The organism is Sorangium sp. So ce590 (assembly GCF_051521365.1).
In the GTDB taxonomy this organism is placed as follows: Bacteria; Myxococcota_A; Polyangia; order Polyangiales; family Polyangiaceae; genus Sorangium.
The window spans coordinates 8,479,990-8,506,980 of record NZ_CP150346.1; the positions used below are offsets into that span (position 1 = coordinate 8,479,990).

Consider the following 26,991-nt stretch of genomic DNA (forward strand, 5'->3'; position numbering starts at 1 on the left):
GGCCGAGCGTCGCTCGAGCTCGCACAGCGTAGAAGACGGCGGATGCGCCATGGAGGGCCCGTGGAGGGCACAGCGTGCGAAGGCGGCGCCTTGGATGCCTGGATAAATTGGTTGAAATGGGCGAGAGGCTCGGCTGCGGAAGCGGATAACGCTTCAACAGGTCGTTCATTCGCGCCCAATCTACCCGTGCGCGTTGCGAGCGGCGGTCAAGCCATCTCCGCCACGCGCAGGTGACCTCGTAGCGGAAGCGTTCGAGGGCATCAGAGTTTCCGGTGATCCCGAAGTACCCATAGTGCCCTGAGGGGTTCGCCGAAGCGGTTGCCCTCGGTGCGGGTGAGCGGCACGGCGCGGCGCCTCGGAGCGGGGCACCGCGCCGTGCCGCTCCCCCAACCGAGGGCCGCCCTACTGGGGGTTCGGGGCGCAGGGCGCCGCAGGCGACCCGGAGCCCCGAGCGTTGAAGAGCACCGTCCTGCGCCGCAAGGCGCTCGGAGACGCCGCGTAGCCGCAAGAACATCCCGGGCCAGACCAACGCCCGGAGGGCGATGTGTGCCCGCGCCACGCCGATGCGCCCCTTTGTCGTCCGCAGGGGTCCCTCGACAGGGCGTGCGGTGTGGCGAGCGCACGGCTTCGAACGGCGCGCCGCGGCGGGAGGTGCTACCCCCTCGCGCACCGTGAGCACCCGCGTTCCGCAAGAGCCCTCCCCCACGCCGGCCGCCCCCGGCGGCCGGACCTCTCCCCCGCCCCCGACCGCGAGCCCGGTGCGGTTTCCCGAGGAGCTGCCCATCTCGGCGCGGGTGCGCGACATCGCCCGGGCCATCGAGGCGCACCAGGTGGTGATCGTCGCGGGCGAGACAGGCTCGGGCAAGACCACGCAGCTCCCGAAGATCTGCCTGGCCATGGGCCGCGGGCTCACCGCCCGGATCGGCGTCACGCAGCCGCGCCGCATCGCCGCCACGAGCGTCGCCACCCGGGTCGCCAAGGAGCTCGGCGTCGAGCTGGGCAAGGAGGTCGGCTACAAGATCCGCTTCTCGGACAGGACGAGCCCGACCACCTACGTCAAGTACATGACCGACGGCATCGTCCTCGCCGAGATGCAGGGCGACGCGCGGCTCTCGGACTACGACACGCTCATCATCGACGAGGCCCACGAGCGCAGCCTCAACATCGACTTCCTGCTCGGGTACCTCAAACGCCTCTTGCCGAGGCGGCCGGATCTCCGCGTCATCATCAGCTCCGCGACGCTCGAGACCGACCGGTTCGCGGCCTTCTTCGACGGCGCGCCCGTCATCGAGGTCTCCGGCCGCACGTACCCCGTGGAGGTCATCCACCGTCCCCCCGAGAGCGGCGAGGCGGAGATCGCCGATGCGGTCGCCAACACCGTCGAGGAGATCACCGCGATCGATCCGCGCGGGGATATCCTCGTCTTCCTCCCCGGCGAGCGGGAGATCAACGACACGATGGCCGAGCTGGAGCGCCACGGCCTGCCGCACACGACCCTCTTGCCGCTCTACGGGCGGCTCCCTCAGGGCGACCAGCAGCGCGTGTTCCAGTCGCTGCCGGGGCGGCGGATCGTGCTCGCGACCAACGTGGCGGAGACCTCGCTGACCATCCCAGGCATCGTGTATGTCGTCGACTCGGGGCTCGCCCGCGTGAACCGGTACAGCCCCCGCACGGGCGTCACCCAGCTCCAGATCGAGCCCATCTCGCGCGCGAGCGCCGATCAGCGCAAGGGGCGCGCGGGCCGCGTGCAGAGCGGCGTGTGCTTCCGGCTCTACGCCGAGCAGGACTATCAGGCGAGGCCTTCTTACACCGATCCGGAGGTCCTGCGCGTCGGCCTCTCGGGCGTCATCCTCACGATGAAGTCGCTCGGGCTCGGCGCCATCGAGGATTTCCCGTTCCTCGACGCGCCGTCGAAGCGGGCGGTGGACGAGGGCTACCGGGTCCTCGAGGAGCTCGGCGCGCTCGACGACGCGGGCGCGCTCACCGACATCGGCCGGAAGCTCGCGCGGCTGCCGCTCGACCCGCGGCTCGGCCGGATGGTCCTCGGCGGCGAGGGCGAGGGGGCGCTCGCCGAGGTGCTGATCATCGCCGCCGCGCTCGGGGTGCAGGATCCGCGGGAGCGGCCGCTCTCCGCGCAGAGGCAGGCCGACGACGCGCACCGGAAGTTCAAGGACGAGACATCGGACTTCGTGGGGCTCCTGAAGCTGTGGAGCTTCTATCAGGACGCGCAGGGCCGGTTGACCCAGAACCAGCTGAGGAAGGCGTGCCGCGATCAATTCGTGTCGTACCTCCGCATGCGCGAGTGGGTCGACGTGCACCGGCAGCTCAGCCGCATCACGCGGGAGATGGGCTTCTCGCCGAACGGCACGCCCGCGAAGGGCGACGCCATCCACCGCGCGCTCCTGCCCGGCCTGCTCAGCCGGATCGGCATGTGGAACCAGGAGAACAGGGTGTATCTCGGCGCCCGACAGACCCGCTTCCAGCTGCACCCCTCGTCGGGCCTCGCCAGGAAGCCGCCCGCGTGGATCATGGCCGCCGAGCTGGTCGAGACATCGCAGCTCTTCGCCCGGATGGCGGCGGGCCTCGATCCCGCGTGGATCGAGGCCGCGGCCGGGGCGCTCTGCAAGCGCAGCTACGGCGATCCTCACTGGGCCGCGAAGCCGGCGGCCGTGATGGCCAAGGAGCAGGTGACGCTGTACGGCCTGCCGATCGCGCGCGACCGCAGGGTCGATTACGGGCCGATCGATCCGAGGTCGGCGCGCCAGATCTTCCTGCTCCACGCGCTGGTCCGGCAGGAATACACGACGCGCGGGGCGTTCATGGAGGCGAACCGCCGGCTCTTCGAGGAGGTCAGTCGGCTGCGCGACAAGGCGAGGCGGAGCGAGATGCTGGCCGACGAGCACGCACTCGAGCTCTTCTTCGACCGGCGCGTGCCCGAGGGGGTCTACAGCGGCAAGACGTTCGAGGCGTGGCGGAAGGAGGCCGAGGAGAAGGACCCGCGGGTGCTGCACCTGTCGCTCGCCGACGTCCTGCTCGACGACGCCGCCGAGCTCTCGCCCGAGCGCTTCCCTGACGCGCTCGACCTCCATGGCGCGGCCGTGCCGCTCTCCTACCGCTTCGATCCCGGCGAGGACGACGACGGCGTCTCGCTGTCTCTGCCGCTCGTGCTCCTGCCGCAGGCGGATCCGGACGAGCTCGAGTGGACGATCCCCGGGTGGCACGTCGAGAAGATCACCCTGCTGCTCGAGTCGCTGCCGAAGTCGCTCCGCAAGGCGCTGGTCCCTCTCCGGGAGACCGCCCGGGAGATCGCGGCGGATCTGCGGCCGTTCCAGGGCCCGATGCGGCCCGCGCTCGCGCGCGCCGTCGAGGACCGCACCGGCGAGCGCGTGCCGGCGGACGCGTTCCGGCCCGAGGATCTCCCGCCCTACCTGCGCTTCTACTTCCGCGTGCTCGGCGAGGACGGCCGGGTGATCGGGGAGGGGCGCGGCCTGCGGGAGCTCAAGGAGCGCCTGTCCGGCCGGGCGCGCGAGGCCTGGGCGAAGGTCGGCAAGGCGGGTCTGGAGCGGGACGGACTCACGTCGTTCGCGATCGACGCGCTGCCCGAGGGCGTGCAGGTCGACGCCGGGGGACAGCGGGTGCTCGGCTATCCGGCGCTCGTCGACAACGAGACCTCCGTCTCGGTGCGCGTGCTCGCCTCGAGGGCGGCGGCGGCCGAGGCCACGCGCGCCGGGCTGCGGCGGCTCATCTTGCTGCAGCTCGGGAGCAAGATGAGCCAGCTCGAGCAGCCGCTGCGCAGCGCCGTGGCCGTGAGCGGGCTCGGCGCCAGGGTGGCTCCAGGCGAGCCGGGTCTCGCCCGGCAGATCGCGCTGCGCGCGCTCGACGAGGCGTTCCAGCTCGGCGATCCCGCGTCGTTCCCGAGGACCCGGGCCGCGTTCCAGGCGCGCCTCGACGAGGGCCGGCGGTCGCTGCAAGGCGTGCTGGGGAGGCTCTCGGGGCTGGCGCGCGACATCGGCGTCGAGCTCGATCGCGTGCAGTCGATGCTCCGGTCGATGACGGGGAAGCCGGGCTCGCCGAGGCCGTCGCTCGACGACGCGCGCACGCAGGTCGACTTCCTGCTGCCGGTCGGGCTCTTCTCGCGCGCCCCGCTCGACCGGCTCGCGCACCTGCCGCGCTACCTGCGCGCCATCCAGATCCGGCTGGAGCGGCTGCCCAACGGACCGCAGAAGGACCAGGCCAAGGCCGCGCAGGTGCTGCCGTTCTGGCAGGACTACCTCAAGCACCAGCAGGCGCTCCGCGAGAAGGGGGTGCCCGCGGAAGAGCTGGAGTCGTTCCGCTGGTTGATAGAGGAGCTCCGGGTGTCGCTCTTCGCGCCCGAGCTGAAGGCGGCAGTCCCGGTCTCGACGCAGCGGCTCTCGGAGCAATGGAAGCGACTGCTGGGGTAGCGGGGGCGGAGCCAGAGAGATTTGGGGAGCATTACGTTGAGATGGCTCGATTTTCCACTCACCTGATGTTTTCGATGATTCCCAGCGAGCTCCCCTCCGCGTGATCTGTTTTTGGTATGTAGCTCCTGGTGAACATCACGGTCCTGCGAGCGCTCGTCCGGTCGTTGCTCCTGCTGGCGCTGGTCCTCGTGCCTTCCGTCGGTCGCGCGGACAGCCCCTCGAGCGGGCCCCAGGGTCGACTCCAGCGCTCGGCGGACCGGGCGGTCGCGGAGGGTCGCCTGGCGGAGGCGCGGGACATGTGGTTGCAGATCTGGCAGCTCGATCCCTCGGAGATGGCGGCGTGCAACGTCGGGCAGCTCTCGTTCCGCGTCGGGGACATGCCAAGAGCGGCCGAGTTCCTCACGGCGTGTCTGGAGAGGGCGCCGGCGCCGGCGCCGGCGGACGCCGGCGCGCGTGAGCGGTACCAGAGCCGGGCGCTGGACCTCGCGCGGGCGACGCAGGCGGTCGGCGCGCTGACCTTCGCCGTGCCCCTGGGCGCGGAGCTGTCGGTCGACGACCGGCCTGTGGGACGGGCGCCGCTCGGGCGCGCGGTGTTCGTCGCGCCGGGCTCGCACCGCGTTCGAGCGGCGCTCGGCGAGGCGGCGAAGGAGACCTCCGTGGAGGTGCGCGCGGGGGAAGTGCGCGAGGTCGTCCTCGATCTCGCTGTGGCGACGGACACCGGACAGGCGGAGGCGCGCCCGCCGGCGCGGGCCGAGCCGGGCGCGCCGGTCGCGCCGCGCGCGCCGGCGCCGCGCCCACCGGCGCCGGTCGGGCTGGGTGCGGGGCCTTCGCCGGGGCTCATCGTGCTGGGCGCCGTCGCGTCCGCCGGGTGCGTCACGCTCGGCGCGGTGCAGCTCGCGAGGTCGGGCGAGCACGAGCGCAGGTTCAACGACCTGCTCGAGCGCAACCACGGAGGCTACCGGATCGCCGGCCTGGAGCTCCAGCGCGCGCAGCGCGCCTACAGCGCGATGGAGCTCGCCGAGGAGCGCGCCGCGGTCGCGCTGACGGCCGGCGCGCTCCTGGCCGCAGGGACGCTGATCTACGCCTTCTACCCGAGGGGCCGCGGCCCCAGGCTGACCGCGGTGGGGACGCGGCTCCACCTGGAGGCGACGTGGTAGACGGGTCTGGCCTGGGGTACCGGATCGTCGAGCGGCTGCAGGGTCGCGGCCCTGTGGACGTCTATGCCGCCGTCGATCGCGACGGCAGGGACGCGCTGCTCCACGTGAGCGAGGCGGTTCCCGGCGGGTTCCGCGACGACCTCGCTCGGCTGCGCGCCGTGAGCCAGCGCATCGAGGAGGTCCCGCGGGTCCTCGACGGCGGCCTCCGGGACTCGTTCTGCTGGGTGGCGGTCGAGCGGTGCGACGGCCGGTCGCTGCGCGCCGTCCTCGAGGAGCGCCCCAGGGACATCACTCCGCCGTGGGCGCTCTCGCAGGTCGCCGAGTTCGCCGAGGTCCTGAAAGCCGCGCACGCGGCGGGGATCTTCCACGGGGACCTCTGCCCGGAGACCTTGATCCTGCTCGAGGACGGCTCGTTCAAGCTCGCCGGCCTGGGCCTCGCGCAGCTCTTCGGCCTGAGCGCGGCGGACGCGGCGAGCGCCGCGATGTACCGCGCGCCCGAGCAGCTCGCGGAGCCCGCGGTCCTGGACGAGCGGACCGACGTGCACGCGCTGGGCCTCGTGCTCTACGAGCTCATCGGGCTGCGCCGGCCGTTCGCGGAGCGCGCGCCCGAGGAGCTCGTCCGCTGCGTCCTCAACACCACGCCGCTGCCGCTCGAGACCTTCGTCCCCTTGCCGCCGGTGGTCGCGGGCGTCGTGAGGCGCGCGACCGAGAGGCACCCGGACGCCCGGTACCGCGACATGGCGGAGCTCATCGCGGCGCTGCACGGCGCGCTCGAGGGCTGGTGTCGCTGGCAAGGCGAGGTGAAGCAGGACGTCGGCTCCGGGGTGCGCGGCGCGACCCCGGCGTCGCGCGGCCTGGGGTCGGCGCGGCCAGCGCGGCCGGCCGAGCGGCCGGCGCGGCCCTCGGGCGCGGCGAGCCCGCCGGCCGCGGACGAGACGCCGCTGCCGCCGACCGCGCCGACGCCGGGGACCGCGACCGCGCCGACGCCCGGGCTCGCGACCGAGCTGCCGCGCGAGGCCCCCTCCCCGGCCTCGCCGGAGCCTGCGTCGGCGCCCCCGGTGCAAGCTCCGCCGGCCCGTTCACCGCGCGAGGGGCGGATTCGCGTCGCGCTCGCCCTGGGAGCAGGCGGGCTGGTCCTCGCGGCGGCGCTCCTCGGCGGGATCCATGCCGGCGCGCTGTCGGCAGCCCGTACCCCGGCCGTCGCGCGGCTCCCGCGCGTCATCGTGGTGAGCCCGAAGGCTGCGCCGGCTCCGCCCGATCCCCACGCGGTGGCCGCCGTCACGCGGGAGCGCCCCCTCCGCTCGAAGTCGGCACCTCCTCCCCGCCCGCGCGGCGAGGGGATAGTCCCCTCGCCTCCTCCGGTGCCGGATTCGCCGCCCCCCGGAGAGCCGCTGCCGCCGTGCGACGCGGACTGGTACACGTGCGGGGCCACCTGGCCCGACGCGCGTTCCAACACGTTCCGTTGACGCCCGCGAAGTTTCCACCTTTTAGCAGCGACTTCTGTCGATTTCTTACGCGCTTCTGCGACTGCGGTGCTGTATAGGAGGAGTCGTGTAGAGGGCAGTCCGCGACCCTCGCTGGTCTTTTTGCCGGCGAGCGAAGGCGGGCGCCCGGAGGCTCTGTTCGCATGCACACTCTATTTCGCCGCGTGGTGCTCGCCGGCGCCGCGTGGCTCGTGGGCTCTTGTGCCGGAGATTCTCCCTCTCTGGGAGGCTACTGCGAGGACAAGGCCGATTGCCACACGAAGTACCAGGACATCCCCGGAGCCACGTGTCTCAGCGATCGTTGCCAGTGTATCGATCCGGGCCAAGGGATCTGTTGCTCTCCCGACGCCGCGAAGGATCCGGACTGCGCCCTCTCGTGCAGGCCGTGCGCCGAGTGCGCGCCGGGCACGGCGGGGTGCGCTCCTGACGTGGGGCCCGACGGGGGTGTCGACGCCGGCTGCAAGAGCGACGCGGCGTGCCCGGGGCCGCCGAGCCGCGAGTGCGGCGCCGGGCGGTGCGTCGAGGGCGCGTGCACCGTGGAGATCAACCCGGGGCCGATCGCCTCTCAGCGGAGGGGCGACTGCCAGCGGATGGAGTGCACGGTCACGGGCGAGATCATCGCGCTCGAGGACCCGTCCGACGTCTACGACGACGGTGAGCAGTGTACGTATGATAGCTGCGGTGCCGGCGGGCCGGTCAACATGCCCCTGACCGAAGGCGTGGTGTGTCCTGGCGAGCAACAGAGGATGTGCCATGCGGGCACGTGCGTCGCTTGCTACAGCGGCGACGTGACCATGAACGACTGCCCCAACAACCTGGCCTGCGACGGCGTGCTGTGCGTGCCGTCCCATTGCGTGAACGATGCTGTCGATCCCGCGCTCGGGGAGACCGCGAGGGACTGCGGCGGTCCGTGCCGCCCCTGCACCGCCGGCGAGGCCTGCGGAACGGGTGCCGACTGCAAGAGCAAGGTCTGCCGCGCAGGTCGCTGCGCGGCGCCGACGTGCGATGACGGCGCGCAGAACGGGGATGAGACGGGGGTCGACTGTGGCGCGCTGCCCTGCCCGCTGTGCCCGGCGGCTCAAGGATGCAGGGCGGGCACGCAGTGCGAGAGCGGCGCCTGCTGGGCGGGCATGTGCCGGGAGCCGTCGTGCACCGACGGCGTGATGAACGCCGGCGAGGCCGGTGTGGATTGCGGCGGCGCCTGCGCGCCGTGCCGGTGAGCCGGCGGCCTGGCGAACCCCGAGTGATGGGCGCGGAGCGGGCTGAGCGCCGCGAGAGCGGCGGCATCCAGCAAGCAGCGGGCACAGCGGCTTCAGCTCGTCCAAGCTCGGCTGGCTCGCTCGGCGCCCACGCCTCGCGACGGGCGGCTCACGCCGTCGTTGCTTCGAGCCTCTGGGAGGAGGAGCTGCGTCGCCGCGGCTGGACGCCGGGCGGCTGATCTGACACGCCGGGGCCTTGCGGTGCCCCCCCGCGGGGAGGACAATCGGGGGCGATGGTGACCGGTCGGTGAAGGTCGCGCTGCTGGAGCAGACGGATGTATACGTGGTGGCGACCTGGCGGCGGATCATGCTGCTGGTCTGGCACGGGCAGGCCAGCGTCGCCGGCATCGAGCGTTCCCGGGCGCTCTTCCAGCCCTGGGCGGAGCGCCTGCCGGGAGGGGCAGCATTCCTGATCGTGCTCCCCCCCCAGCACACCGGGCCGCCCGACGAGGAGAGCCGGGCGGCGATGCAGCGGGCGGCGAGCGCTCCCGGGAGCTCCTTGAAGGGCATGGCCACGCTCATCGAGGCCGAGGGGTTCATCGCCGCCTCGGTCCGCGCCATCATGATGCGGCTGCAGGCCCACGGGACGCAGGGGCCCGTGCCGAACATCTTTCGGACGCCGGCCGAGGCCGCGGCCTGGGCGGCGGCGGTGCTGCAGGACCCGGAGGTCACGCCCGAGGAGCTGGCGGAGGCGATCCGCGTGGCGCGCGAGGGCTGAGCACGCACTGCCTGCATGGACCGGCATGGAGCTCTAGCGTGCTCGCTGCGCACCAGCCCTCCCACACTTCCATGACCAAGACGAGAAACGACACCTCGCTGCCGTGATCGCTCTCAGCGACGACGGAGTACTTGAAACCAGGGTGTTTCTTCAGGTGCCCGCGGAGGAGGCCGAGGAAGAACGGCTCCTGCGCAGCCTGGGCCGCCGCCATCGCGCCCATCAGCTCGGTGAGAGAAGGGGTGGGGTTCTGGGGCTTGTCGTTGTCCATGGTCCTGTCGCCAGCGTGGGGTGGACAAGTCAACACGAACGGGTGAAGACGACTGTCGGTCGTTGCGGAAAACTCTTATCGAATTGGCGGAGAAAGCCCGGCAGACTGTAGCGTGAAGGCGGCCCCTTCGAGGCATGAATAAGCTGTTGAACATGCGCTTCACTGCATGCGCAGGCTCGATCGGCGCGCACGCGCCTCGAGGCGCTCAGCCGCCGGCGCGCCGCACGGCGACGCCGACGCCGGCGGTGCTCCAGCAGCCGCCCACCGTCCAGGAGATCATGGTGTTGGAGTTGGCCACGAGGTAGCCGGCCAGCGCGACCATGGTCGTCGGATCGGTCAGGCGCCGGTTCATGGTGGACGTCGCCGCGGTGGGGCTGATCGTGGCGCCGGTATTGGCGTTGCGCGCCGCCATCACCGTGTACACGAACGAGCCGCTCGCGCTGAAGTTGGTGCTGACCCCTCGGGACACCGTGCCGCCGCAGTCCGCCGCGCTGGCGTGGATGCCGGTCGAGGTGGCGCTCGCGAACGGGTTCGACTGGTGCACGCCCTTCAGCTCCACCACGTTGGCGAAGTACACGCCCCAGGTGTTCGAGTTCGCCATCTGCACCACCACGGGCTTGTTGCCGGTGGCGGCCGGAAGCTGGCTGTCCAGGAGGTAGTAGATGCGCGCCGCGGCGTTGTTCTCGCCCGACACCTGCTGCCCATTGAAGAGCGTCATCGGCGTGCCGTCGTACGTGACGCTCACCGGCACGAGCGAGTTCTCGGAGGCGACGACCCCGACAAGGATCATGCGATCGTGATCCCGCGGCGTCTGCAGGGCGTGGTTCACGTTGATGATGGGCGCCGACATCCCGATGGTGCCCAAGGTGCCGATCGCGCCCGAGTTGACGACGACGATGTCCGGCGTGACGACGCAGTTGCCGTTCGAGCAGATGGTCCTCGTCCCCGAGCACACGTGGCCGCAGTCGCCGCAGTTGCTGGCGGTGCCGAGCTGGGTCGTGCAGCCCTCGTGGGGGTTGCCGCAAGCCTTCCAGCCCGGGTCGCAGGTGGGCACGCAGGTGCCGGCCGTGCAGGCGGTGGCGCTCGCGTTCGCCTGGAGGCACCGGGTGTTGCAAGCGCCGCAGGCGTTGATGTCGCCGGAGGTGTCCTTCTCGCAGCCGTTCATTCCGTTGCCGTCGCAGTTGCGCCACAGGCCGCTGCACACCGGGCTGCAGCCCGACGAGCCGCATTGATTGCTGGCGACGTGGGCGCTGGCCCCGCTCTCGCACACGAGGTTGCAGCCGAGGCAGTTGCTCTCGTCGCTCCAGAGGTCGATGTTGCAGCCGTTCCTCGGTACCCCGCAGTCGTCGTACTGCGCGCTCGTGCACACCGGGTTGCAGGTGCCGTCGAGGCACTGATTGCTGGTGGTGTGGATTGTGTTACACTGGGTGCCGCAGGCGCCGCAGTGCCCCTCGTCGGTACTGACGTTGACCTCGCAGCCGTCGGTCAGCGAGCTGTTGCAGTTGCCGTAGTCCGCCCTGCAGCCGACGAAGGTGCAGCTGCTGTTCTGGCAGGTCGCGGTGGCGTTCGCGTAGATCGTGTTGCAGTTGACGCCGCCGGCGGCCGCGCAGGCGCCGCAGTGGGTCTGGTTCGAATTGACGTTCGTCTCGCAGCCGTTGTCCGGATTGCCGTCGCAGTCGCCCCTGCCGCTGTTGCACGTCCGCACCTTGCAGGCGCCGCCCTCGCACTTGGGGGCGCCGTCGGCGATTGTGCACGTCTCGCCGCAGCCGCCGCAGTGGCTGAGACTCGTGTCCGTGCTCGTCTCGCAGCCGTTGTCGTAGCTGGCGTCGCAGTCGGCGAAGCCCGGCGCGCAGCGGTCGATGGCGCAGCCGGTGGCCGTGCACTTGCCGGTGCCGTTGGCGACCGTGCACAGGCCGCCGCACGTGATGCAGTTCTCCGGATCGGCGGCCAGATCCACCTCGCAGCTGTCCTCGGGGTCGCCGTTGCAGTCGCCCCTGCCGGCCGGGCAAATCGTCTCACCGCAAACGCCGTCGCGGCACCAGGGCCTGCCGCCCGCCTCGGGCACGCACTCGATGCCGCACCCGCCGCAGTGCAACACGTCACGGGTTGTCGCCCTCTCACAACCGTCGACGACCTGACCGTTGCAGTCGGTGAAGCCCTCGTCGCACTCGATCTTGCACTCCGACGCCTCGCAATACGCGTCGCCGTTCGCTGCCGGGCACAGCTCGTCGCACCCGCCGCAGTGGCTCGCGTTGGTCGACGTGTTCACCTCGCAGCCGTTCTCGGGGTCGCCGTCGCAGTCGGCGTAAGGCGCTTCGCACTCCTTGACCTTGCAGGAGCCGCCCTGGCACTCGGCGGTCGCGTGCGGCAGCGCGCACTTCAGGCCGCAGCCGCCGCAGTTGTCCGCGTCGGTGCGCACGTTCACCTCGCACTTCCCCTCGGCCTGGCGATCGCAGTTGGCGTAGCCGTCCGAGCAGGTGGGGCCGCACACCTCGCCGATGCAATCGCTGCTCAGGCAGTCCCTGCTCGAGCGGCAGATCTTGCCGTCCTCGCAGCCCTCGCAGTCGGCGCCGCAGTCCACGTCGCTCTCGGTGCCGTTGAGCACGCCGTCGGTGCAGGTCGCCCCGACGCACGCGCCGTCCTGGCACACGCCGCTCTCGCAGTCGCTGGCCTGGTTGCAGTCCTGGCCGGTCACGCACTTCTTGTCGCAGCTGCCGCCGCAATCGACGTCCGACTCCGAGCCGTCGCGGACGTCGTCGGTACAGTGCGCCGGCAAGTCGGGGTTGGGCCCCGGCGCGAACTCGAAGTCCGGCACGCTGCACGAAGCGGCGGAGATCCCCGCCGTCAGCGCGGCGGCCGAGAACGCGCGGAGCAGCGCGAAGCAACGCAGAAAGCTCGGGGTCGACATGCAACGACAAAAGTATCATTCGCTGGCGGATTTCGCGGCCACAAATCGAGCCAGCGTCAGCATCCGCGCGCGGAGCTCCGCCGGCACGTCGCACCTCGGACCACGACGCGGCGCGGCGAAGTCCACGCCGCCACGTTGACGCGCGCGGCGTGGCCTTCGCCGCCACGTTGACAGGAGCGGAGGCGGCAAGTCACTATGGCAAGCTCACTATGGCAAGCGTCGCATGAGGAATTTTCCACGAATGTTCCGCGTCGCAGCGGTGAGGAATTTTCCACGAATGTTCCGCGTCGCAGCGGTGCTGCTGCTGCTCGAGGCGCCCGCGCTCGCCCAGGACACCGACGAGCTCAAGCAAGCTCGCGCGCAGTTCCAGCAGGCGACCGAGCTCGAGCAAGCGGGTAACTGGGCCGCGGCCCTGCAGCAGTTCCGCGAAGTCGGGCAGGTGCGGATGACGCCGCAGGTTCGCTTCCACATCGCCGTGTGCGAGGAGAAGCTGGGGCGGCTCGTGGCCGCGCTCGGTGGCTACGAGCTGGCGCTCGCGGAGGCCGACGCCGTCGGGCCCGATTTTCGGGCCGAGGTCGAGCAGTCGATCGGCCGGCTGCGTGCCCGGATCCCGAGGCTCGTCATCGTACGCGGCAAAGGGGCGGCCTCGGCGGCCATGGAGCTCGACGGCATCGCCCTCGGCGGTGCGTCCATCGGCGTCGAGGTGCCGCTCGATCCCGGGCCTCACGCGCTCACCGCCAAGGCTCCCAATCACAAGCCGTTTCAAGAGACGGTGGAGCTGAAGGAGGAGGGGGTGACGCGCGTCGAGGTGACGCTCGAGGCGTTGCCGCAAGAGCTGCTGATCCAGGCGGGCGCCTTGCCGGAGAGGCCGCCGTCCAAGGTGGTGCCGTACGTCGTCGGGGGCGTCGGCGCCGCGAGCCTGATCGGCTCCGGGGTGCTGTTCGTGCTCCGCCAGGGAGCGCTCCAGGATCTGGAAGACGCCTGCGGCCCGCGCGGCAAGTCGTGCCCGCCCTCCATGGAGTCGCGCTACGACGACCTCAGGCTCTATCACTACGGCGCGCAGGTGGCGCTCGGCGTCGGCGTCGCCGCGGTCGGCACGGCGACCGCGATCTTGCTCCTTCAGAAGAAGAAGCCAAAAGAGCCCGAGAAGACCTCGCTCGAGCTCGTGCCCATCGCGGGCGGCTCCGAGATAGGTGCGAGTCTCTCAGGAACATTCTGAGGGAGTCGAGCTAGAACCCCGGATCGTGCTTCCACGACTTGGGCGGCGCGGGCGCTGGGGCCGGGCTCGGCGCCTTGATCGGCTCGGCGGGCTTGTTCTGACGGCGGGGCGCCGCGCTCGCGGGTGACGCCGGGAGCGGAGCCGGCGCTGCGCTGGCCGAGACGGAGGCAGAGGGCTCACCCGGGGGCGCGCCGAGCTCGGCCGCAGGGGGCGCCTCCGCCTTGGGGGGCGCGGGCGCTGGGGCGGCGGGCGCGGCGGGCGCGGCGACGGAAGGAAGCGGGGCTGGCGCGTCGGCGCCCCGGAGCAGCAGTACGGCGAGCACGCCGGCGGCGCAGAGAACGAGGATCACGACGGCGAGCAGCGCGCGGCTCTTGGGGCGCGCGAACGGCGGGATCTCGCTGTCGGGCGCGCTCTCTCCGGCCTCGCCCTGGGTCGCGCCGCGGAGGTTGACGGTCCTGAAGGCGCTCACCGCCGAGTGGCTCGTGCCGGTCACGTCGGAGATGCCGAGGTTGTTGCTCAGCTGATTGCGGTCGGCGCGCTCCAGCGCTTCGGTGAGGGCCGCGCGCGTTTGCTGTTGCTGCTCCTCGAACAGGTCGCGGATGAAATCGGCGACGTCCGCGTCGGCGGCTCGCTGGCTGGGCGGCAGCGCCTTGTCGAGCGCTCGCAGCAGCTCGTTGGCCGTGGCGTAGCGCTGGTCGCGGTCCTTTTCGAGCGCGCGCAGCAGCACCGCCTCGAGCGACGCCGGGTAGTCGGCGTCGAACTCGTGCGGCGCCAGCACCGGGTCCGGCGACGAGATGGCGAACAGCGTCGCGCCCTCGGATTCCCTGCGGAACGGGTGCTTGCCGGTGGTGAGCGCGTAGAGCACGATGCCCATCGCGAACACGTCGACGCGCCGGTCGATCGCGTCGCCGCGCACCTGCTCCGGCGCCATGTAGCTCACCTTGCCCTTGAGCTGGCCGGCCTGCGTCGTGCTGTCGTTGAGCGCGGTGGCCTTGGCCACGCCGAAGTCCACCACCTTGGCCACGCCGTCGTACGTGACCAGGATGTTCTGCGGGGAGATGTCGCGGTGCACCAGGCCGACGAGCGTGCCGTTCTTGTCCTTGAGCTCGTGCGCGGCGTGCAGGCCGGCGCAGGCCTGCGCCACGATGCGCACGGCGATGGGGATCGGCATGCCGTTCCGCCTCTTCGCGGTCTTCATCACCTGGTTGAGCGGGACGCCGTCGAGCCACTCCATCGCCAGGAACAGCACGCCGTCCTGCTCGCCGAGATCGAGGATCTCGACGGCGTGCGGGTGGCGGATCTGTGACGCGAGCGACGCCTCCGCGAGGAACATGCGCTCGAACTGGTCGTCCTCGGTCAGCGTCGGCAGCATCGTCTTGACGGCGACGATCTTCTGGAAGCCGCGCGTCCCCTTCAGCCGCGCCGCCCACACCATCGCCATGCCGCCTGCTGCGATCGGCAGCAGCAGCTCGTAACGACCCAACACGGACCCGGGCCCGAGCTCGGGCGGGGAGTTGGGGAGGAGGTTCGGCGCAGGATTCACGCTACTCGGAATGCTTGCTACGTTCCCTGACTGTACGAGTGTGCGGCGACACCAAGCGAGTGCCTAGCGATAAGAAACACGGCGGAGACAAATTGCGTCCATCGTACCAGTAGCCCCACTTCCTTACATTCACCGACAGCCGGCGGCGGCGCTTCGCGGGTGGGCAGCTGCCGCAAAAACTTCGCTAAGAAGTCCAAACGCTGTCCGAAAGTCAAGCCTCTCTGATCCGCCTACCATCGTACAGCCTCGTTGTACGCACGGGTTGAGGTAACGCGCATTCTGAGCTCCACCTGGTTCCACGAGAGGTGGAACGTCGATGAGCCGCGGCCTTCAGCCTCCGGCACCGGCGCCTCGCACCGCGGACTGTACCTGGCCGAGCTCCTGGATCGCGCGGGCGTGGGCAGGGCGTCGAGGAGATGGGCGTGGACCGTGTTGTTGTTATGAGACAGGTGCGCCTCGGTCACGGCACCAGCTCTCCGTGCTCACCGCACCTACCTTCCGCCCTCTCCTGACGTTGCCGAGCTCGACGCCGCCGCGCCGGAGGCTCCGTGTCCACAATGCGGTCTTGCCTTCCTTCATTGCAGCGATCCGTGTTGCGAGGCGTTCGTGCAAGACGAACCGGTATTGGCGCAGCGGTTACGGGCGAGGTCACGCGCGACGCCGCCGATGACGACCGCCTGCTCGTCCCTGCAACGACGGCTCTCGCCTCGACAGGCGCGATCACGGCGCGGCGTCGTCCAGCCACGCGCGGGAGAGGGCGAGTGTGCGGGCGTTGGCGGAGACGTTCTCGAGAAAGCTCTTCCTGATCACGGGGTCGCCGATCCTGGCCGAGCGGGCGAGCAGGTGGGCGCGCGCCTCGCGGAGGACGGCGCGGGCCGCCTCGACGTCGCCGCTCGCGTGGAGCGCCTCGGCGTGGAGCGCGGGGAGCAGCTCCTGGCGAGGCGCGAAGCCCGCGCAGGCGCGCCGGTTCCACGCGAGCGCCTCGCGGGCGAGCGCGACGGCCTCCGCCGCCCGCCCCTGCCTGAGCCGGAGCTCGGAGAGCAACGAGAGGTGCATGGCGTGCACGCTGGGCACCAGCCGGCTCGTGTCCCCGGCCGCGCGGTGCGCCGCCTCCGCCGCCGCGAGGTCGCCCCGGAGGAGATGGCACTCGACGAGGAGATGGCGCGCCATCGCGGCCAGCCTGGGATCGTCGCGCGTCGACGCATACTGGAGCAGCGCGCCGGCCCGCTCGATCGCCTCTGCTGGCCGCCGCCGCTCCAGGAGCGAGAGGACCCGGAACGTCATCGAGCTCGAGAAGGCGAAGATGGCCGCGCCCTCCGACGCGAGCACGCGCTCGTTGAGCTCGTCGGCAGCGTCGAGCGCGCCGAGCGCCATGTGGACGAAGGGGAGGAACGACGACACCGTCAGGGCGAAGAGGTGATCGCCGACCTCCTCGATGCGGCGCACCGCGGCCAGGTACGCGACGAGCGCGCCCCACGGGTCTTGCGCCGCGTGGCGGAGCCACAGGCCCTGGCACACGTGGATGCGGATCGCGAGATACGGGTCGCCCTCGCTGGCGCCGGCGACGTCCTCGTACAGCCGCCGAAGGTAGGGCTCCGCCAGCTCCGGCAGCCCCTCCCAGAGCAGGGCGGCGAGGATCCGGGAGATGACCGCTGCCCCGTGGACGTCGGCGGGGAGCTCCTCGGGCGGAAGGCGCTGGAGCAGCGCCTTGACGACCTGCCGGTCCTCGAAATGCACGACGCAGCTCAGCGCGCCGGCCACGGCATGCCGGTCGTGCTGGCTGCCGGGCGCGGCGATCTCGAGCGCCCGGAGCGCGGCCGCGCGGCCCTCGGCGTAGGCGCTGCTCCAGATGAGCGCATCCATCCAGACGAGGTGGAGCGCGGCGAGGCTCTCCCCCGCGGCCCCGCAGGCGAACCCCGCCTGCACCCGCGCGAGCACCGCCGGCAGATCGGCGCCGCGCAGCGCCAGCTCGGCCGCGCGCAGGTAGAGCTCGGCCGCGCGCGACCTGTCGTCGCTCCGCACGAAGTGCTCGGCCAGCACCATCGCATCCTGCTCGCCGGCCTCGAGCAGCCACTCGCCGGCGATCCGGTGGCCGAGCGCCCGGTCGCGCTCGGTGAGCATGGCGTAGGCCGCCTCCCGCAGGAGCGCATGGCGGAAGGCGATCTCCTCCTCGCCCGCGAAATGCGCGCCCGACCGGCGCTCCAGGATCTCGCGCTCGAAGAGCTCGGCCCAGGCTTCCGCCTGGCTCGCCCCCGGCGGCGCCGCGCCGAGCAGCGCGCGCACGCCCCGCATCCAGGAAACCTCCCCGAAGAGGCTCGCCGCGCGCAGGATCCGCCGCGCCTCGGTCCCGAGCGCCGCGAGGCGCGCCTCCACCATGCCGAGCACCGTCTCCGGCAGCGCGCCGCCGCGGCCCTCGACAACGGCCCGGATGAGCTCTTCCAGGTAGAAGGCGTTGCCCTCGGCCCGCCGGACGAGCGCGGAGACCTCCTCGGGCGCGATCGACGCGCCGACCGCGCTCCGCACGAGCTGCTCGGCGGCCCGGGCGGGCAGCACGCGCAGCCGGAGCTCCGAGAGCCCGCGCTCGGCCCAGAGACGGGGGAAGAGCTCGTGGACCTCGGGCCGGGCAAAGGCGAGCACCGTGTAGGGCCGGTCGCCGAGCTCGCGCAGCGCCCGGTCGAAGATCCTCGCCGAGGGCGCGTCGCCCCAGTGGAGATCCTCGAGCACCACGAGCATGGGGCGCGCGCCGGTCACGGCCCGCGCGTAGTCGACGTACGCGCGCTGGATCCCCTCGGCCAGGAGCGCCGGGCTCTGCCGCGCGGCCCGCAGCACCGGCCGGTCCTCGTCCGGGGCGGCGACGCCGAGCAGCTCGCCCAGGAACCCGGCCACGCGCAGCCGCTCCTCGCCCGCGAGCAGCGGATCGAGCGCCCGCGCGAGCTTCCCCCGCCGCGCCTCCAGCGGCTCGCCCGCCGCGATCCCGAGCGCGCTCCGCACCGAACCGGCGAGCAGCGCGAAGGCCGAGCCCGCGCCCATGGAGTCCCCGCGGCCGACGCCGAGATCCAGGTCGGCGTGGCGCCGGCGCAGCGCCTGGACGACCTCGTGACGCAGGCGGGATTTGCCCATGCCGGCCGCCGCGGTCACCAGCGCCGCCGCGGCGCGGCGCTCGGCGAAGCTCTCCTCGGCGAGCTCGACCAGGCCGCGCAGCTCCCAGTCGCGCCCGACGTAGGGGCTCGGCTTGCCGAGCAGCTGGCGCGCCCCCTCGCCGACGTCCCGCTCCGCCTCCACCCAGAAGAGCCCGTCCTGCTCCGCGAGATCGAACCGCCCCTGGAGCAGGGCCTCGGTCACCGCGTCGACGCCGACGCACTCGCGCGGGCCGGCGGCGCGGGCGCGCGCGTCGACCACCTCCAGCAGCGCGGCGGCCCGCTCCAGCACCTCGCCGAGCGGCGACCTCCCTGTGTCCTCGCTGCGCCCCGTGACAAGCACGACGCTCGCGCCGGGCAGCGACGCCCGGATCTGCAGCGCGCAGCGCGCCACCAGCGCCGCCTGATCGATCGCGTTGCCCGCGCCCGCCACCATGGCCACCACCACGCCGCTCGCCAGCACCTCGACCTGGGCGCCGAGCGGCAGGGCTGCGAGGCGGACCGCGCCGAGCGCGCTCGGCGACGGCGCGTCGAGCGACAGGGTCTCGGTCGTATCGAGCAAACAGGCCTGCGCCGGCCGGACCGCCACGACCGAGGTCAGCCGCTTCTCCCCGGTGGTGATGACCTCGACGGCCGCGAGGCCCGGCGAGGCGCCGCTCCGCTCCAGGGCGCCGAGCGCGTCCAGGCAGCGCGCGACCACCGCGCCGTCGGCGAGGCGCGCCGCGGGATCCTTGGCCAGCATCCGCGCGACGAACTCGTCGAGCGCCGGCGGCACCCCGGGCTGCAGCTCCGCCGCCCGCGGCGAGTCCACGAAGAGCAGCTTCGACAGGAGCGCGATCGGGTGCTGCGCCCGGAACGCCCGCTGCCCGGTCAGGCACTCGAAGAGCACGCAGCCGAGCGAGAAGACATCGGCGCGCGCGTCGATCGTCTCCCGCTCTGCCCTCGCCTGCTCCGGCGCCATGTAGCCCAGCGTGCCCACCACCGCGGCCGTCTGCGTCAACCGCGACGTGGCGTCCGGCAGCTGCGCGATGCCGAAGTCGAGCACCTTGACCTGGTCGACCGCCCCGTCCACCAGGAAGAGGTTGCTGGGCTTGACGTCGCGGTGCACGATCCCGCGCGCGTGCGCCGCGCCGAGCGCGCCGGCCACGGCGCGCGCGAGGGCGACGCTGTCCTCGACGCTCAGCCCCTGCCGCGACAGGCGGGCCGCGAGGCTCTCGCCGGAGAGCCACTCCATGGCGAGAAACGGCTCGCCCGTGGGCGTCACCCCGTGCGCCACGTACCGTACGATGTGGGGGTGCTCGAGCCCGGCGAGCGCGCGGGCCTCCCGGGCGAAGCGCGCGGCCGCGCGCTCGTTCACCTCGCGCATCAGCTTGACCGCGACGACCGCGCCGGTCGCGCGATCCACGGCGCGGTGGACCACGCCCATCCCGCCCGAGCCGGCGAGCTCGCAGATCTCGAAGCGCCCGTCGAGCAGCCTGCCAGGAAGCATGCGCGCCAAGGATCACCCACGCCCGATCGCCGGGCAAGGAGCGCCGCAATCTGTCACCGCGCAGGCGCGAGCGGCGCGACCTCCCCGGGCAGGGCAAGGGCCATGTCAGCGGAAGCAGCGGCGGCCCAGGCACGCTGGACGCGACAGGCCGGCCGTGGGCGGCACCAGGCTGTTCCATCATGGGGCCTGCACAGGATTCGATGGCTCAGAACGGGGATGGTGACGCTGCCGCTTGCCTGACCCGCAGCGACGGCTGCGCAGGCGGCGGGCGTGGGTGACAATGCGCCTCTGCGCCGTCCGGATCGGTCAGGGTCGGGCCGACATCGCACGACCCGTCGCAGATCCCGTCGCCGCGGCACGGATCGCCCGCCTCGATGCGGTCGATCTCGGGCTGGATGAACGCCTCGATCGCCGGGGCGTCCGCGCGGGCGCTCACGCCGTCGATCTCGCAGTGGGCGTCGCCGTAGGAGATCACGCCGGCGACGCGCTCGACGCCCCCCCGCACGAGGAGCGCGGGGCCGCCGGAGTCGCCGAAGCAGGTGTTGGCGCCGGGGCTCCGCGCGTAGAGCTGGGTGGCGTCGATGGGGCCGCTGTCCGTGTCCAGGCCGACGTCGTCCGCGGGCCCCACGGCGGCGATCGGGAACGCGGCGACGCGGCGCGCGAGCGAGGTGCCCGCCTCGTCGATGCCGTGCCCCACGAAGGCGAGGCGCGGGCCCACGTACCGCGGGCCGCCGTCCAGGGTCTCGCGCAGGAGCGGCGCCGGGGCGACCGGCGCCGCGGCGGCGAGCTCGACGATCGCGAGGTCGCTGGAGAAGGTCGCCTCGTCGAAACCCGGGTGCCGCACCGCCGCGACCGCGCGGACGACCGCCGGCGGCCGCGCCGCGCCCGGACGGAGATCCTCGCCGAAGTAGATCCGGGTGATCCCTCCGCCGGGCTCGAGGCAATGCGCGGCGGTGAGCACCACGCGGCGCGCGACGAGGACGCCGGAGCAGAAGGCGCCGCCCTCGTCCCCGACGCCGACCGCATAGTCGCGCGCCGCATCGAGCGCGCCGCCGAGGATCGCGGCCCGATGCTCGCCGACGCGCTCCGCCGCACCCTCGAGCGCGTCCCGGGGAGCGCAGCCGGAGAGGGCGGCGAGGGCGAGAAGCGACAGGGGCCGAAGGCGCCTTCCAGACATCGTGAACCTCACCGCCTCTCGCCGTCTCGGCACCTCACCGCCTCTCGCCGTCTCGGCACCTCACCGCCTCTCGCCGCCTCAGAAAGTGATGCCGGGCTTCATCCAGCGCTGCGCGCGCGTGCCGTTGCATTCCTCGATCTGGACGTTCGTCCCGAAATCGATCGCGCCGCCGCTCACGTCGAGGCAGCGCTCGTTGTTGACGAAGCTCCGCAGCGCGCCCTCCGGCGTCCAGAGCCACCGCTGGGCGTTGCTGCCGTTGCACACGCCGATCTGGACGTTGGTGCCGGGCTGGACGTCGTTGCCCGTGGTGGCGGCGACCTCGAGGCAGCGGTCGTCGGCGACGGCGCTCCGCAGCTCGCTGCTCGGCGAGATGAACCACTGCTGCCCGTTGCCCCTGTCGCAATACACGATGGCCACGTTGGTCCCCGGGGTCGAGCTGGCGCCGACGACGTCGAGGCAGCGGTCCGGGGCCACGCTGCTCCGCAGCTCGCCGCTCGGCGTGAGCAGCCACTCCTGGGCGCTCGTGCGGCGGCAGCCCTGGGTCTGCACCGTCGCCCCCTCCTCCGTACTGCCGTTCGACACGCCGAGGCAGCGGTCCGCGGCGACCCCGGTCCGGAGCCGCACGCGGCGGCCGTACATCGCCTCCAGCGCCCTGATGTCGCCGATCGACAGCCCCGCGCGCTGCGACGTGAAGGTCGACCCGTCCTTCTTCGTGATCGTGGGCTGGCCGTTGGCGGAGAACGCGAAGGAGTTGTAGTGCATGATCGAGCCGAGGTCGTACGGCCCGAGATCCACGCCGTCGCTGCGACCGAGGTGCGTGAGGAAGTTGTGTTCGTGGCCTGGCTCGATGTTCTCGAAGTGCACCGTGACCTTCTCGTCGCGATCGCCCCTCGACTGCTCGTGGTACAGGCCGACGGCGTGCCCGATCTCGTGGATGGTTTCGCCGGTCAAGCAGCCGGGGGCCAGGAGGATGAACTGCTGGCCGCCGCTCCGCCCAATGGCGGACGAGCACCCGGTGCTCGGCCGGAACGTCACGTAAGCGACCTCGGTCGTGCGGGGCGTGAACCGGAGCGGCGTCACGGACTGCACGTGAGCGATGGCGTCGTTCACCCGGACCTGGTAGGGCAGGCTCGCGTCGATCGTGTACGGGACGACCCCGCCCGGCCACCGGGAGGCGCCGTCGAGCCGCGCCGCGGAGCGCTCCTGCCGGTCTCGCTCGTCGAGGAGGATATCGCCCTCGAACACCGCCACGCCGCCGATCCGCTCGTAAACCACCCTCTGCGGCCCCAGGCCGGGGAGATCGACGATGCGCTCCTCGACGCGGCCGCGCACGCCGGGAAACGCGAGCTCCGTGCGCGCGTCGAAGGAGCTCTCGGCGTCCTCCCCGTCCGCGCCGGGCTCTCCGACGCACCCCGGGAGGAGCGCGAGCCCGAGACCCAATATCGCCTGAACACCGAACCTGTTTCGCATGATCATGAGTCCTCCTCGACGGGCAAGCGGTGCGCCGAGATCGAGAGATCTCCGCCCTCCGCGCAGCCACGTCGTCCCGGCCCTCGGATCCGAGCGGCGCTCCCGCGAGCCCGGAGGCGCCCACGGAGGCCAGTGGCGCTGGCCGCGGATCATCGGCTGTCGCTCTCGTCGCGACCGCGGAGGTCATCCGGGCTGCAGCGCTGGGCCAGCCGCGGTCCTCGGTCGGACGCGGAGGTCTCCCTGCGGGAGGACCTCGAGAGACACGTCGATGCCCCGCTCGGGCGCGAGCCCGTCCCGGGACCCTCCTCTGCGCGATCGTTCACCTGTGCCCTTTGAATGCCGCCGGGCCCGGCCGGCCTTCATGGTGTCGAACACGGCACATCGTTTTTTTCTGGAGCGCGTTCCGGGGAGATTTCGGGGCAAGCCGGCCAGGCCCCCGCCTCGTGGGTCATCCCCTTCGCGCAGGTACGGGCGCGCGACCTTCCGCGCGTCGGCGGCAAGGGGGCCAACCTCGGCGAGCTGGCGGCCGCCGGCTTCCCCGTGCCGCCCGGCTTCTGCGTCACGACCGCTCGCCAGCGCTCGGCCTCGGCGCGGTGGAGCGGCTGCCGCGGGCCGTGGATCGCGGCGTGGCCTTCGTGCCCGGCGCCGCCTTGAACAGGGTCTCCTCGGGGGTCGTGAGCTCGGCGCCCAGTTCCGCGCGCCAGGGGTCCGGGAGAGATTTCAACGTAAAAGCGTAATAGAGTAGAGACGATGACAATGGGTCTGATCGGCAACAGGACCAAACTAGCTGTTGACATTGGCGATTACTGGGAGGGGTCGAAGCAGAACCAGCACATAAAGGTCTGGTTAGGCGGGAAAGACATAACCAGCGTTGACGATGTGGTGTACTTGCCGACCTTTTACCATAATCTAAAAAATGACATCGAAAAACTGAAGAGCCATACGCATGTAATAATTGACAATAATTCAAGCGACGAAGCGCTGTTTATCCAATTTGAAATGACTGACGCAGCTCAGCACAGGATTCTATCGTTGGACTTGACCACCATGTCTGCGCGCTGTTACTACGTCCACTCTCAAAATAGCAGCTACATTATCTTTTCCTACTGGGACGAAAGACATGAACCCAGGAGCGAGGTGGGCAAAGTATTTCACGTCGACATTGAAAAAGAAGAGATTGTTAATACTCTTCAAGAAACATTACATAATATTTCGACAAAATGGTATTAACGTCAACCTTGCCCCGGCTTCCTAGCCCCCGACCCGGGCCCCTTCGAGCGGGCGGCGACCGAACGAGCCGCTGCTATCCGAGGGCCGCGCAGCCTCGCTCCCCTCGGCAGCGCGGCCACTCGTTAGCCGAAGGGCGAGCGCCGCGACGGGATCGGGCGTATCATCTCCACCGATGACGAGCGTCGGATTACGGGCACGCGCACGGAGCTGCCTCCTCGCAGGCGCCCTCGGCGATGCATGGGGCGGCCCGTACGAAGGTCTCACCGGGCCCGTTCGGCCTTCGTTCCCTGACGCTCCGCGGCTCTCGGACGATACTTGGCTGACCCTGGCCACGTGCGAGGCGATCGTGCTGAACCGAGGGCGTGTGCAGCCGGAGCGAATCGCGGAGCGCTTCCGCCGCTGGTTCGAGGAGAGCCGCATCACCGGGGCGGGCTCCGCAACCCTCAAGGCGCTTCGTGACCTTGCCGCCGGCGCCCACTGGGCTCTGGCTGGAGCTCGCGGCGAGTTCGCCGCCGGGGCGGGCGCCGCCATGCGGGCCGCTCCGCTGTCGTTCTTCCTGGACCCGAATATCGAGGCCGATCGTCGGACGATCCGTGACATCTCACGGATCACCCACCACAGCGACGAGGCCTACTCCGGTGCGCTCGCGGTGATCGTCGCGCTGCGGCTCTGTGCGACGGCCTCGGTGGTTCCGCAGGATCTCCTCTCCGCGGTCGCCAACGCCTTGCCCGACACGGCGGTCCGCGACCGGCTCCTCGACCTTTCTGCCTTTCGAGAGTCTCCCGGCGACGCCGCCCTTCGCTTCGGGTGCTCCGGCCATGGAGTCGAGGCCGTGCCGATCGCCTTGTTCGTCGCGGCAACGACCGCGAGGGAGCCCCTCGAGTCGGTGATCGCGACGGCGGTCTCTCTGGGCGGTGACACCGACACGATCGCCGCCATCGCCGCCCAGGTCGCCGCCATCTCGGGACGGCCAGTCCCGGAGGGCCTCATCGCGAGGCTTCCGGAGGCTCCGCAGCTCGCTCCGGTGCTCGACCCCTTCATCTCTCTTCTGCAATGACGAGCGGGGCCGGTCTCTGCTAACATGCCGGTGCTGCCGGCGGGCGCTACGCGCCCGCGGCAGACCGGTAACGCGTCAGGTGCCCGAGGGGAGTTCACATGCCCGACCGTGTCGCCTCCTGCAGTTGTGGTCAGCTCAAGGCTCGAGTTACCGGCGAGCCTGTGCGTGTCTCCATTTGCCACTGCTTGGCCTGTCAGCGCCGAACTGGCAGCGTCTTCGGGCAGCAAGCCAGGTTTCGGCGCGAGGACGTCTCGCTCTCTGGCGCCTCGTCTGAGTACGTCCGCGTGGGCGACGAAGGCTCTCATAGCAAATTCCACTTCTGTCCAGGCTGCGGATCGACCGTCTACTACGAGTCGGAGGGAATGGAAGAATACTTGGCAATCCCTGTTGGGGCGTTTGCTGACCCAAGCTTTCCAGCGCCGCTCGTCTCTGTTTACGAGGCTCGAATGCACAGCTGGGTCATTCCCCCTCCCGACGCCGAGCACATCCCATGAGCAATCAGGCACCTGACCCCTCCATCGAGCGGACCAGGCCGATGGAGCTCCACGGCTGCTGAACCGCCGCGATCGGCTCGCCGGTCTCGTCCTCGCGCCGCGCTGGCTCGACGAAGACCGGGCACGCGAGCGCGCTGCGCGGCGGGGTGCGGGAGGAAGAGCAGCCGTGCGGGAGGCAGGAGGGACTGTCGCTGATCACCCCCCGCGCGGCGTGGTGATCTCCAGCGAGCTCACCCGAAGAGCGGCGCGGTCAACGCCTGCTTGGCGGAGACGAGCGCGTCGATCAGGGCCTCTCGCTCGGCGACCGGCGTCGCGGCGATCCGCGCCCACGCCTCGTTGCGGCGGCTCGCCTTGACGAAGCGAAACGCCGCGGCGGGGCGGCCGCACGCCTTGGCGAGCCAGCGGCGCGCGTCTTCGAGCGGATCGGCGGAGAGCGCGTCGCCGACGCCCATCTCGAAGACCTCCGCGGGGGAATGGAGGTCCGCCCCGAAGACGAGCCGCCGGAACGCGCGGGGGGGACAGGCGGCGCGGACGATCTCGAAGGCGACGCGCGGAAAGGGGATACCCACGGCGAGCTCGGGGAGCCCGAGCTTGTAGTCGCCGGCGCCGAGCGCGATGAAGTCGGCGCACATCGCGAGCACGGCGCCGCCCGCGATCGCGTGACCGTGCACGGCGGCGGCGAAGGGCTTCGGGAAGCGGAACACCGCGCCGAAGGCGGCGTCGAAATCGTCGAGGAAGCCCGCGAGCGCCTCCCGTTCGAGCGACGCGACCTCGCGCAGGTCGAGCCCCGCCGACATGCATTTGCCGGCGCCGCGGACGAGGACGCCGCTCACGGCGTCGTCCTCCGCGAGCCGCCCGAAGACGTCGGTCATCTCGCGGAGCACCGCGTGGTTCATTGCGTTGACCTTGGGTCGGTTCAACGCGACCTCGGCGATGCCGCCGCTGGTGAGCACCTCGATGAATTGCATGGCGCGAGCATCGCGCACGGCCGATCTCGACGCAAGAACGCGCGTCCGGCGGCGCTCCACCGATCCACCTACCCGCTGCGCGCGGCGCTCGCCCTCGCGAGCCGAGAACGGGCGGTGGTTGTCGGATTTGAACATGAAGGCGGGAAGAAAAGCTCAAGGATCTTCCCGCCTTCCCGCCTTCATGTGAACTCTCTCTGGGGAAATGAGACCACTACCGAACGGGCGTGCCCCCGCTCACGGCGCACACGGTTTCTCCGCGGGGCGCGGCGCACGGCGAGGAGCGGCGGTATCGCCCCCGCCGCCTACCGCGCCCGGACGAGCGGCGTGTCCACGAGGTGCTCGGACAGGAACCACACCTGCATCTCGTTGACGCGGACAATCTCGCTCACGAGCAGGTCGTTCGTCCCGTCGTCGCCGCCCTCGGCCGCCTTGCCCGCCGCCTCGCGCGCCTCGATCAAGATCTGCTCGTGCGCCTCGAGCAGCCGCGAGATCTGCACCGGCACCTCCTCGCGCCCGCGCGGCGGCCGCTCGATCTTCGTCATCTCGGCGACGTCGTGCGGCATCGCGATCGCGATCCCGCCGAGCGTCTGCGCCCGCTCGGCCAGGTCGTCGACGAGCTTGACCTGCTCTTCATAGTGCTTGTCGAGCAGGAGGTGCAGCGAATAGAAGGTCGCCCCCGATACCTGCCAGTGGTGCTTCTTGTACATGTCGCGCAGCACCATCGTGTCGCTCAGGATCTGATTGAGCGCCTTCACGCTCGCCGCGCGCACGTCGTCGCTCAGCCCGAGCGGATAGCGCGCAAGCGCCCCGTACGGCTGAATCTCCTCCCCACGCTGGCGCAGGATGGGTTGCGCCTCGGGCCCCGGCCTGCCGTCCCCGGTCGTCTGCTCACGCACCTGAGTCATGATCGCCATGATCGCTCCTCTCGCCACCAGGCCTTCTTCGCGTCCGAACCGCCGGGTGGCAACCCT

The 26,991-nt window shown here is 71.4% G+C and carries 17 protein-coding genes and 1 pseudogene; 10 read left to right on the forward strand and 8 right to left on the reverse strand.

Features of this window, described 5'->3' with window-relative positions:
- The first annotated feature begins 671 nt into the window (after positions 1 to 671).
- From hrpA to WMF28_RS32045, 5 genes are all read left to right on the forward strand, one after another.
- Positions 672 to 4,442: an ATP-dependent RNA helicase HrpA gene (gene hrpA, locus WMF28_RS32025; protein WP_437597200.1), complete on the forward strand. Its 3,771-nt coding sequence runs from the start codon at positions 672 to 674 to the stop codon at positions 4,440 to 4,442.
- Between the two features lie 128 nt (positions 4,443 to 4,570).
- Entirely contained in the window at positions 4,571 to 5,599 is a 1,029-nt protein-coding gene (locus WMF28_RS32030; protein WP_437597201.1) for a hypothetical protein, read from the forward strand.
- Positions 5,593 to 7,065: a serine/threonine protein kinase gene (locus WMF28_RS32035; RefSeq protein ID WP_437597202.1), complete on the forward strand. Its 1,473-nt coding sequence runs from the start codon at positions 5,593 to 5,595 to the stop codon at positions 7,063 to 7,065. Before WMF28_RS32030 ends, WMF28_RS32035 begins: the two co-directional genes overlap by 7 nt.
- A 161-nt stretch (positions 7,066 to 7,226) precedes the next feature.
- The gene (locus tag WMF28_RS32040) at positions 7,227 to 8,303 is read left to right on the forward strand and encodes a hypothetical protein (RefSeq protein ID WP_437597203.1); all 1,077 of its coding nucleotides are present in this window, start codon (positions 7,227 to 7,229) and stop codon (positions 8,301 to 8,303) included.
- A gap of 286 nt (positions 8,304 to 8,589) precedes the next feature.
- Positions 8,590 to 9,060 (forward strand): hypothetical protein, encoded by a 471-nt coding sequence (locus tag WMF28_RS32045; protein ID WP_437597205.1) that lies wholly within the window; start codon positions 8,590 to 8,592, stop codon positions 9,058 to 9,060.
- Positions 9,061 to 9,533: 473 nt separating this feature from the next.
- On the opposite strand, the gene WMF28_RS32050 is transcribed toward WMF28_RS32045, so the two are convergent.
- Positions 9,534 to 12,236 (reverse strand): hypothetical protein, encoded by a 2,703-nt coding sequence (locus tag WMF28_RS32050; protein WP_437597206.1) that lies wholly within the window; start codon positions 12,234 to 12,236, stop codon positions 9,534 to 9,536.
- A 277-nt stretch (positions 12,237 to 12,513) separates the two neighbouring features.
- Between WMF28_RS32050 and WMF28_RS32055 the strand changes: the two genes are divergently transcribed.
- Positions 12,514 to 13,455: a PEGA domain-containing protein gene (locus WMF28_RS32055; protein ID WP_437597207.1), complete on the forward strand. Its 942-nt coding sequence runs from the start codon at positions 12,514 to 12,516 to the stop codon at positions 13,453 to 13,455.
- Between the two features lie 10 nt (positions 13,456 to 13,465).
- On the opposite strand, the gene WMF28_RS32060 is transcribed toward WMF28_RS32055, so the two are convergent.
- From WMF28_RS32060 to WMF28_RS32075, 4 genes are all read right to left on the reverse strand, one after another.
- Entirely contained in the window at positions 13,466 to 14,998 is a 1,533-nt protein-coding gene (locus WMF28_RS32060; RefSeq protein WP_437597208.1) for a serine/threonine-protein kinase, read from the reverse strand.
- 720 nt (positions 14,999 to 15,718) lie between these two features.
- Entirely contained in the window at positions 15,719 to 19,624 is a 3,906-nt protein-coding gene (locus WMF28_RS32065) for a protein kinase domain-containing protein (protein WP_437597209.1), read from the reverse strand.
- 205 nt (positions 19,625 to 19,829) lie between these two features.
- Positions 19,830 to 20,801, reverse strand: coding sequence for a trypsin-like serine protease (locus WMF28_RS32070; RefSeq protein ID WP_437597210.1), 972 nt, complete (start codon positions 20,799 to 20,801; stop codon positions 19,830 to 19,832).
- A gap of 78 nt (positions 20,802 to 20,879) precedes the next feature.
- Complete coding sequence (locus WMF28_RS32075) at positions 20,880 to 22,271, reverse strand: M12 family metallopeptidase (RefSeq protein ID WP_437597211.1); 1,392 nt, start codon at positions 22,269 to 22,271, stop codon at positions 20,880 to 20,882.
- Positions 22,272 to 22,721: 450 nt separating this feature from the next.
- Here WMF28_RS32075 and WMF28_RS32080 point away from each other — a divergent pair.
- A pseudogene (locus WMF28_RS32080) lies at positions 22,722 to 22,841 on the forward strand (PEP/pyruvate-binding domain-containing protein); the annotation flags it as partial.
- On the opposite strand, the gene WMF28_RS32085 reads toward WMF28_RS32080, so the two are convergent.
- The gene (locus tag WMF28_RS32085) at positions 22,831 to 22,995 is read right to left on the reverse strand and encodes a hypothetical protein (RefSeq protein ID WP_437604389.1); all 165 of its coding nucleotides are present in this window, start codon (positions 22,993 to 22,995) and stop codon (positions 22,831 to 22,833) included. The pseudogene WMF28_RS32080 and the gene WMF28_RS32085 overlap by 11 nt on opposite strands.
- 26 nt (positions 22,996 to 23,021) lie before the next feature.
- On the opposite strand from WMF28_RS32085, the gene WMF28_RS32090 reads away from it, so the two are divergent.
- The 3 genes from WMF28_RS32090 (at position 23,022) to WMF28_RS32100 (ending at position 25,052) form a co-directional block, all read left to right on the forward strand.
- Positions 23,022 to 23,501 carry a hypothetical protein gene (locus WMF28_RS32090; protein ID WP_437597212.1) on the forward strand — a complete coding sequence of 160 codons (480 nt, stop codon included), beginning with the start codon at positions 23,022 to 23,024 and terminating at the stop codon, positions 23,499 to 23,501.
- Between the two features lie 172 nt (positions 23,502 to 23,673).
- On the forward strand, positions 23,674 to 24,558 hold the full coding sequence (locus WMF28_RS32095) for an ADP-ribosylglycohydrolase family protein (protein ID WP_437597213.1): 885 nt from the start codon (positions 23,674 to 23,676) through the stop codon (positions 24,556 to 24,558).
- A 98-nt stretch (positions 24,559 to 24,656) separates the two neighbouring features.
- Positions 24,657 to 25,052, forward strand: a complete 396-nt coding sequence (locus tag WMF28_RS32100; protein WP_437597214.1) for a GFA family protein — start codon at positions 24,657 to 24,659, stop codon at positions 25,050 to 25,052.
- Between the two features lie 230 nt (positions 25,053 to 25,282).
- On the opposite strand, the gene WMF28_RS32105 is transcribed toward WMF28_RS32100, so the two are convergent.
- The gene (locus tag WMF28_RS32105; RefSeq protein WP_437597216.1) at positions 25,283 to 26,020 is read right to left on the reverse strand and encodes an enoyl-CoA hydratase/isomerase family protein; all 738 of its coding nucleotides are present in this window, start codon (positions 26,018 to 26,020) and stop codon (positions 25,283 to 25,285) included.
- Between the two features lie 302 nt (positions 26,021 to 26,322).
- Positions 26,323 to 26,934, reverse strand: coding sequence for a Dps family protein (locus WMF28_RS32110; RefSeq protein ID WP_437597217.1), 612 nt, complete (start codon positions 26,932 to 26,934; stop codon positions 26,323 to 26,325).
- Positions 26,935 to 26,991: the final 57 nt, after the last annotated feature.

What these genes read in the sequence shown, in the direction of transcription:
- WMF28_RS32075 (WP_437597211.1), bottom strand. Translation starts at nt 22,271, where the DNA reads ATGCGAAACAGGTTCGGTGTTCAGGCGATATTGGGTCTCGGGCTCGCG.
- WMF28_RS32040 (WP_437597203.1), top strand. Translation starts at nt 7,227, where the DNA reads ATGCACACTCTATTTCGCCGCGTGGTGCTCGCCGGCGCCGCGTGGCTC.
- WMF28_RS32065 (WP_437597209.1), bottom strand. Translation starts at nt 19,624, where the DNA reads ATGCTTCCTGGCAGGCTGCTCGACGGGCGCTTCGAGATCTGCGAGCTC.
- WMF28_RS32105 (WP_437597216.1), bottom strand. Translation starts at nt 26,020, where the DNA reads ATGCAATTCATCGAGGTGCTCACCAGCGGCGGCATCGCCGAGGTCGCG.
- WMF28_RS32070 (WP_437597210.1), bottom strand. Translation starts at nt 20,801, where the DNA reads ATGTCTGGAAGGCGCCTTCGGCCCCTGTCGCTTCTCGCCCTCGCCGCC.
- WMF28_RS32100 (WP_437597214.1), top strand. Translation starts at nt 24,657, where the DNA reads ATGCCCGACCGTGTCGCCTCCTGCAGTTGTGGTCAGCTCAAGGCTCGA.
- WMF28_RS32110 (WP_437597217.1), bottom strand. Translation starts at nt 26,934, where the DNA reads ATGGCGATCATGACTCAGGTGCGTGAGCAGACGACCGGGGACGGCAGG.
- WMF28_RS32055 (WP_437597207.1), top strand. Translation starts at nt 12,514, where the DNA reads ATGTTCCGCGTCGCAGCGGTGCTGCTGCTGCTCGAGGCGCCCGCGCTC.
- WMF28_RS32095 (WP_437597213.1), top strand. Translation starts at nt 23,674, where the DNA reads ATGACGAGCGTCGGATTACGGGCACGCGCACGGAGCTGCCTCCTCGCA.
- WMF28_RS32050 (WP_437597206.1), bottom strand. Translation starts at nt 12,236, where the DNA reads ATGTCGACCCCGAGCTTTCTGCGTTGCTTCGCGCTGCTCCGCGCGTTC.
- WMF28_RS32090 (WP_437597212.1), top strand. Translation starts at nt 23,022, where the DNA reads ATGACAATGGGTCTGATCGGCAACAGGACCAAACTAGCTGTTGACATT.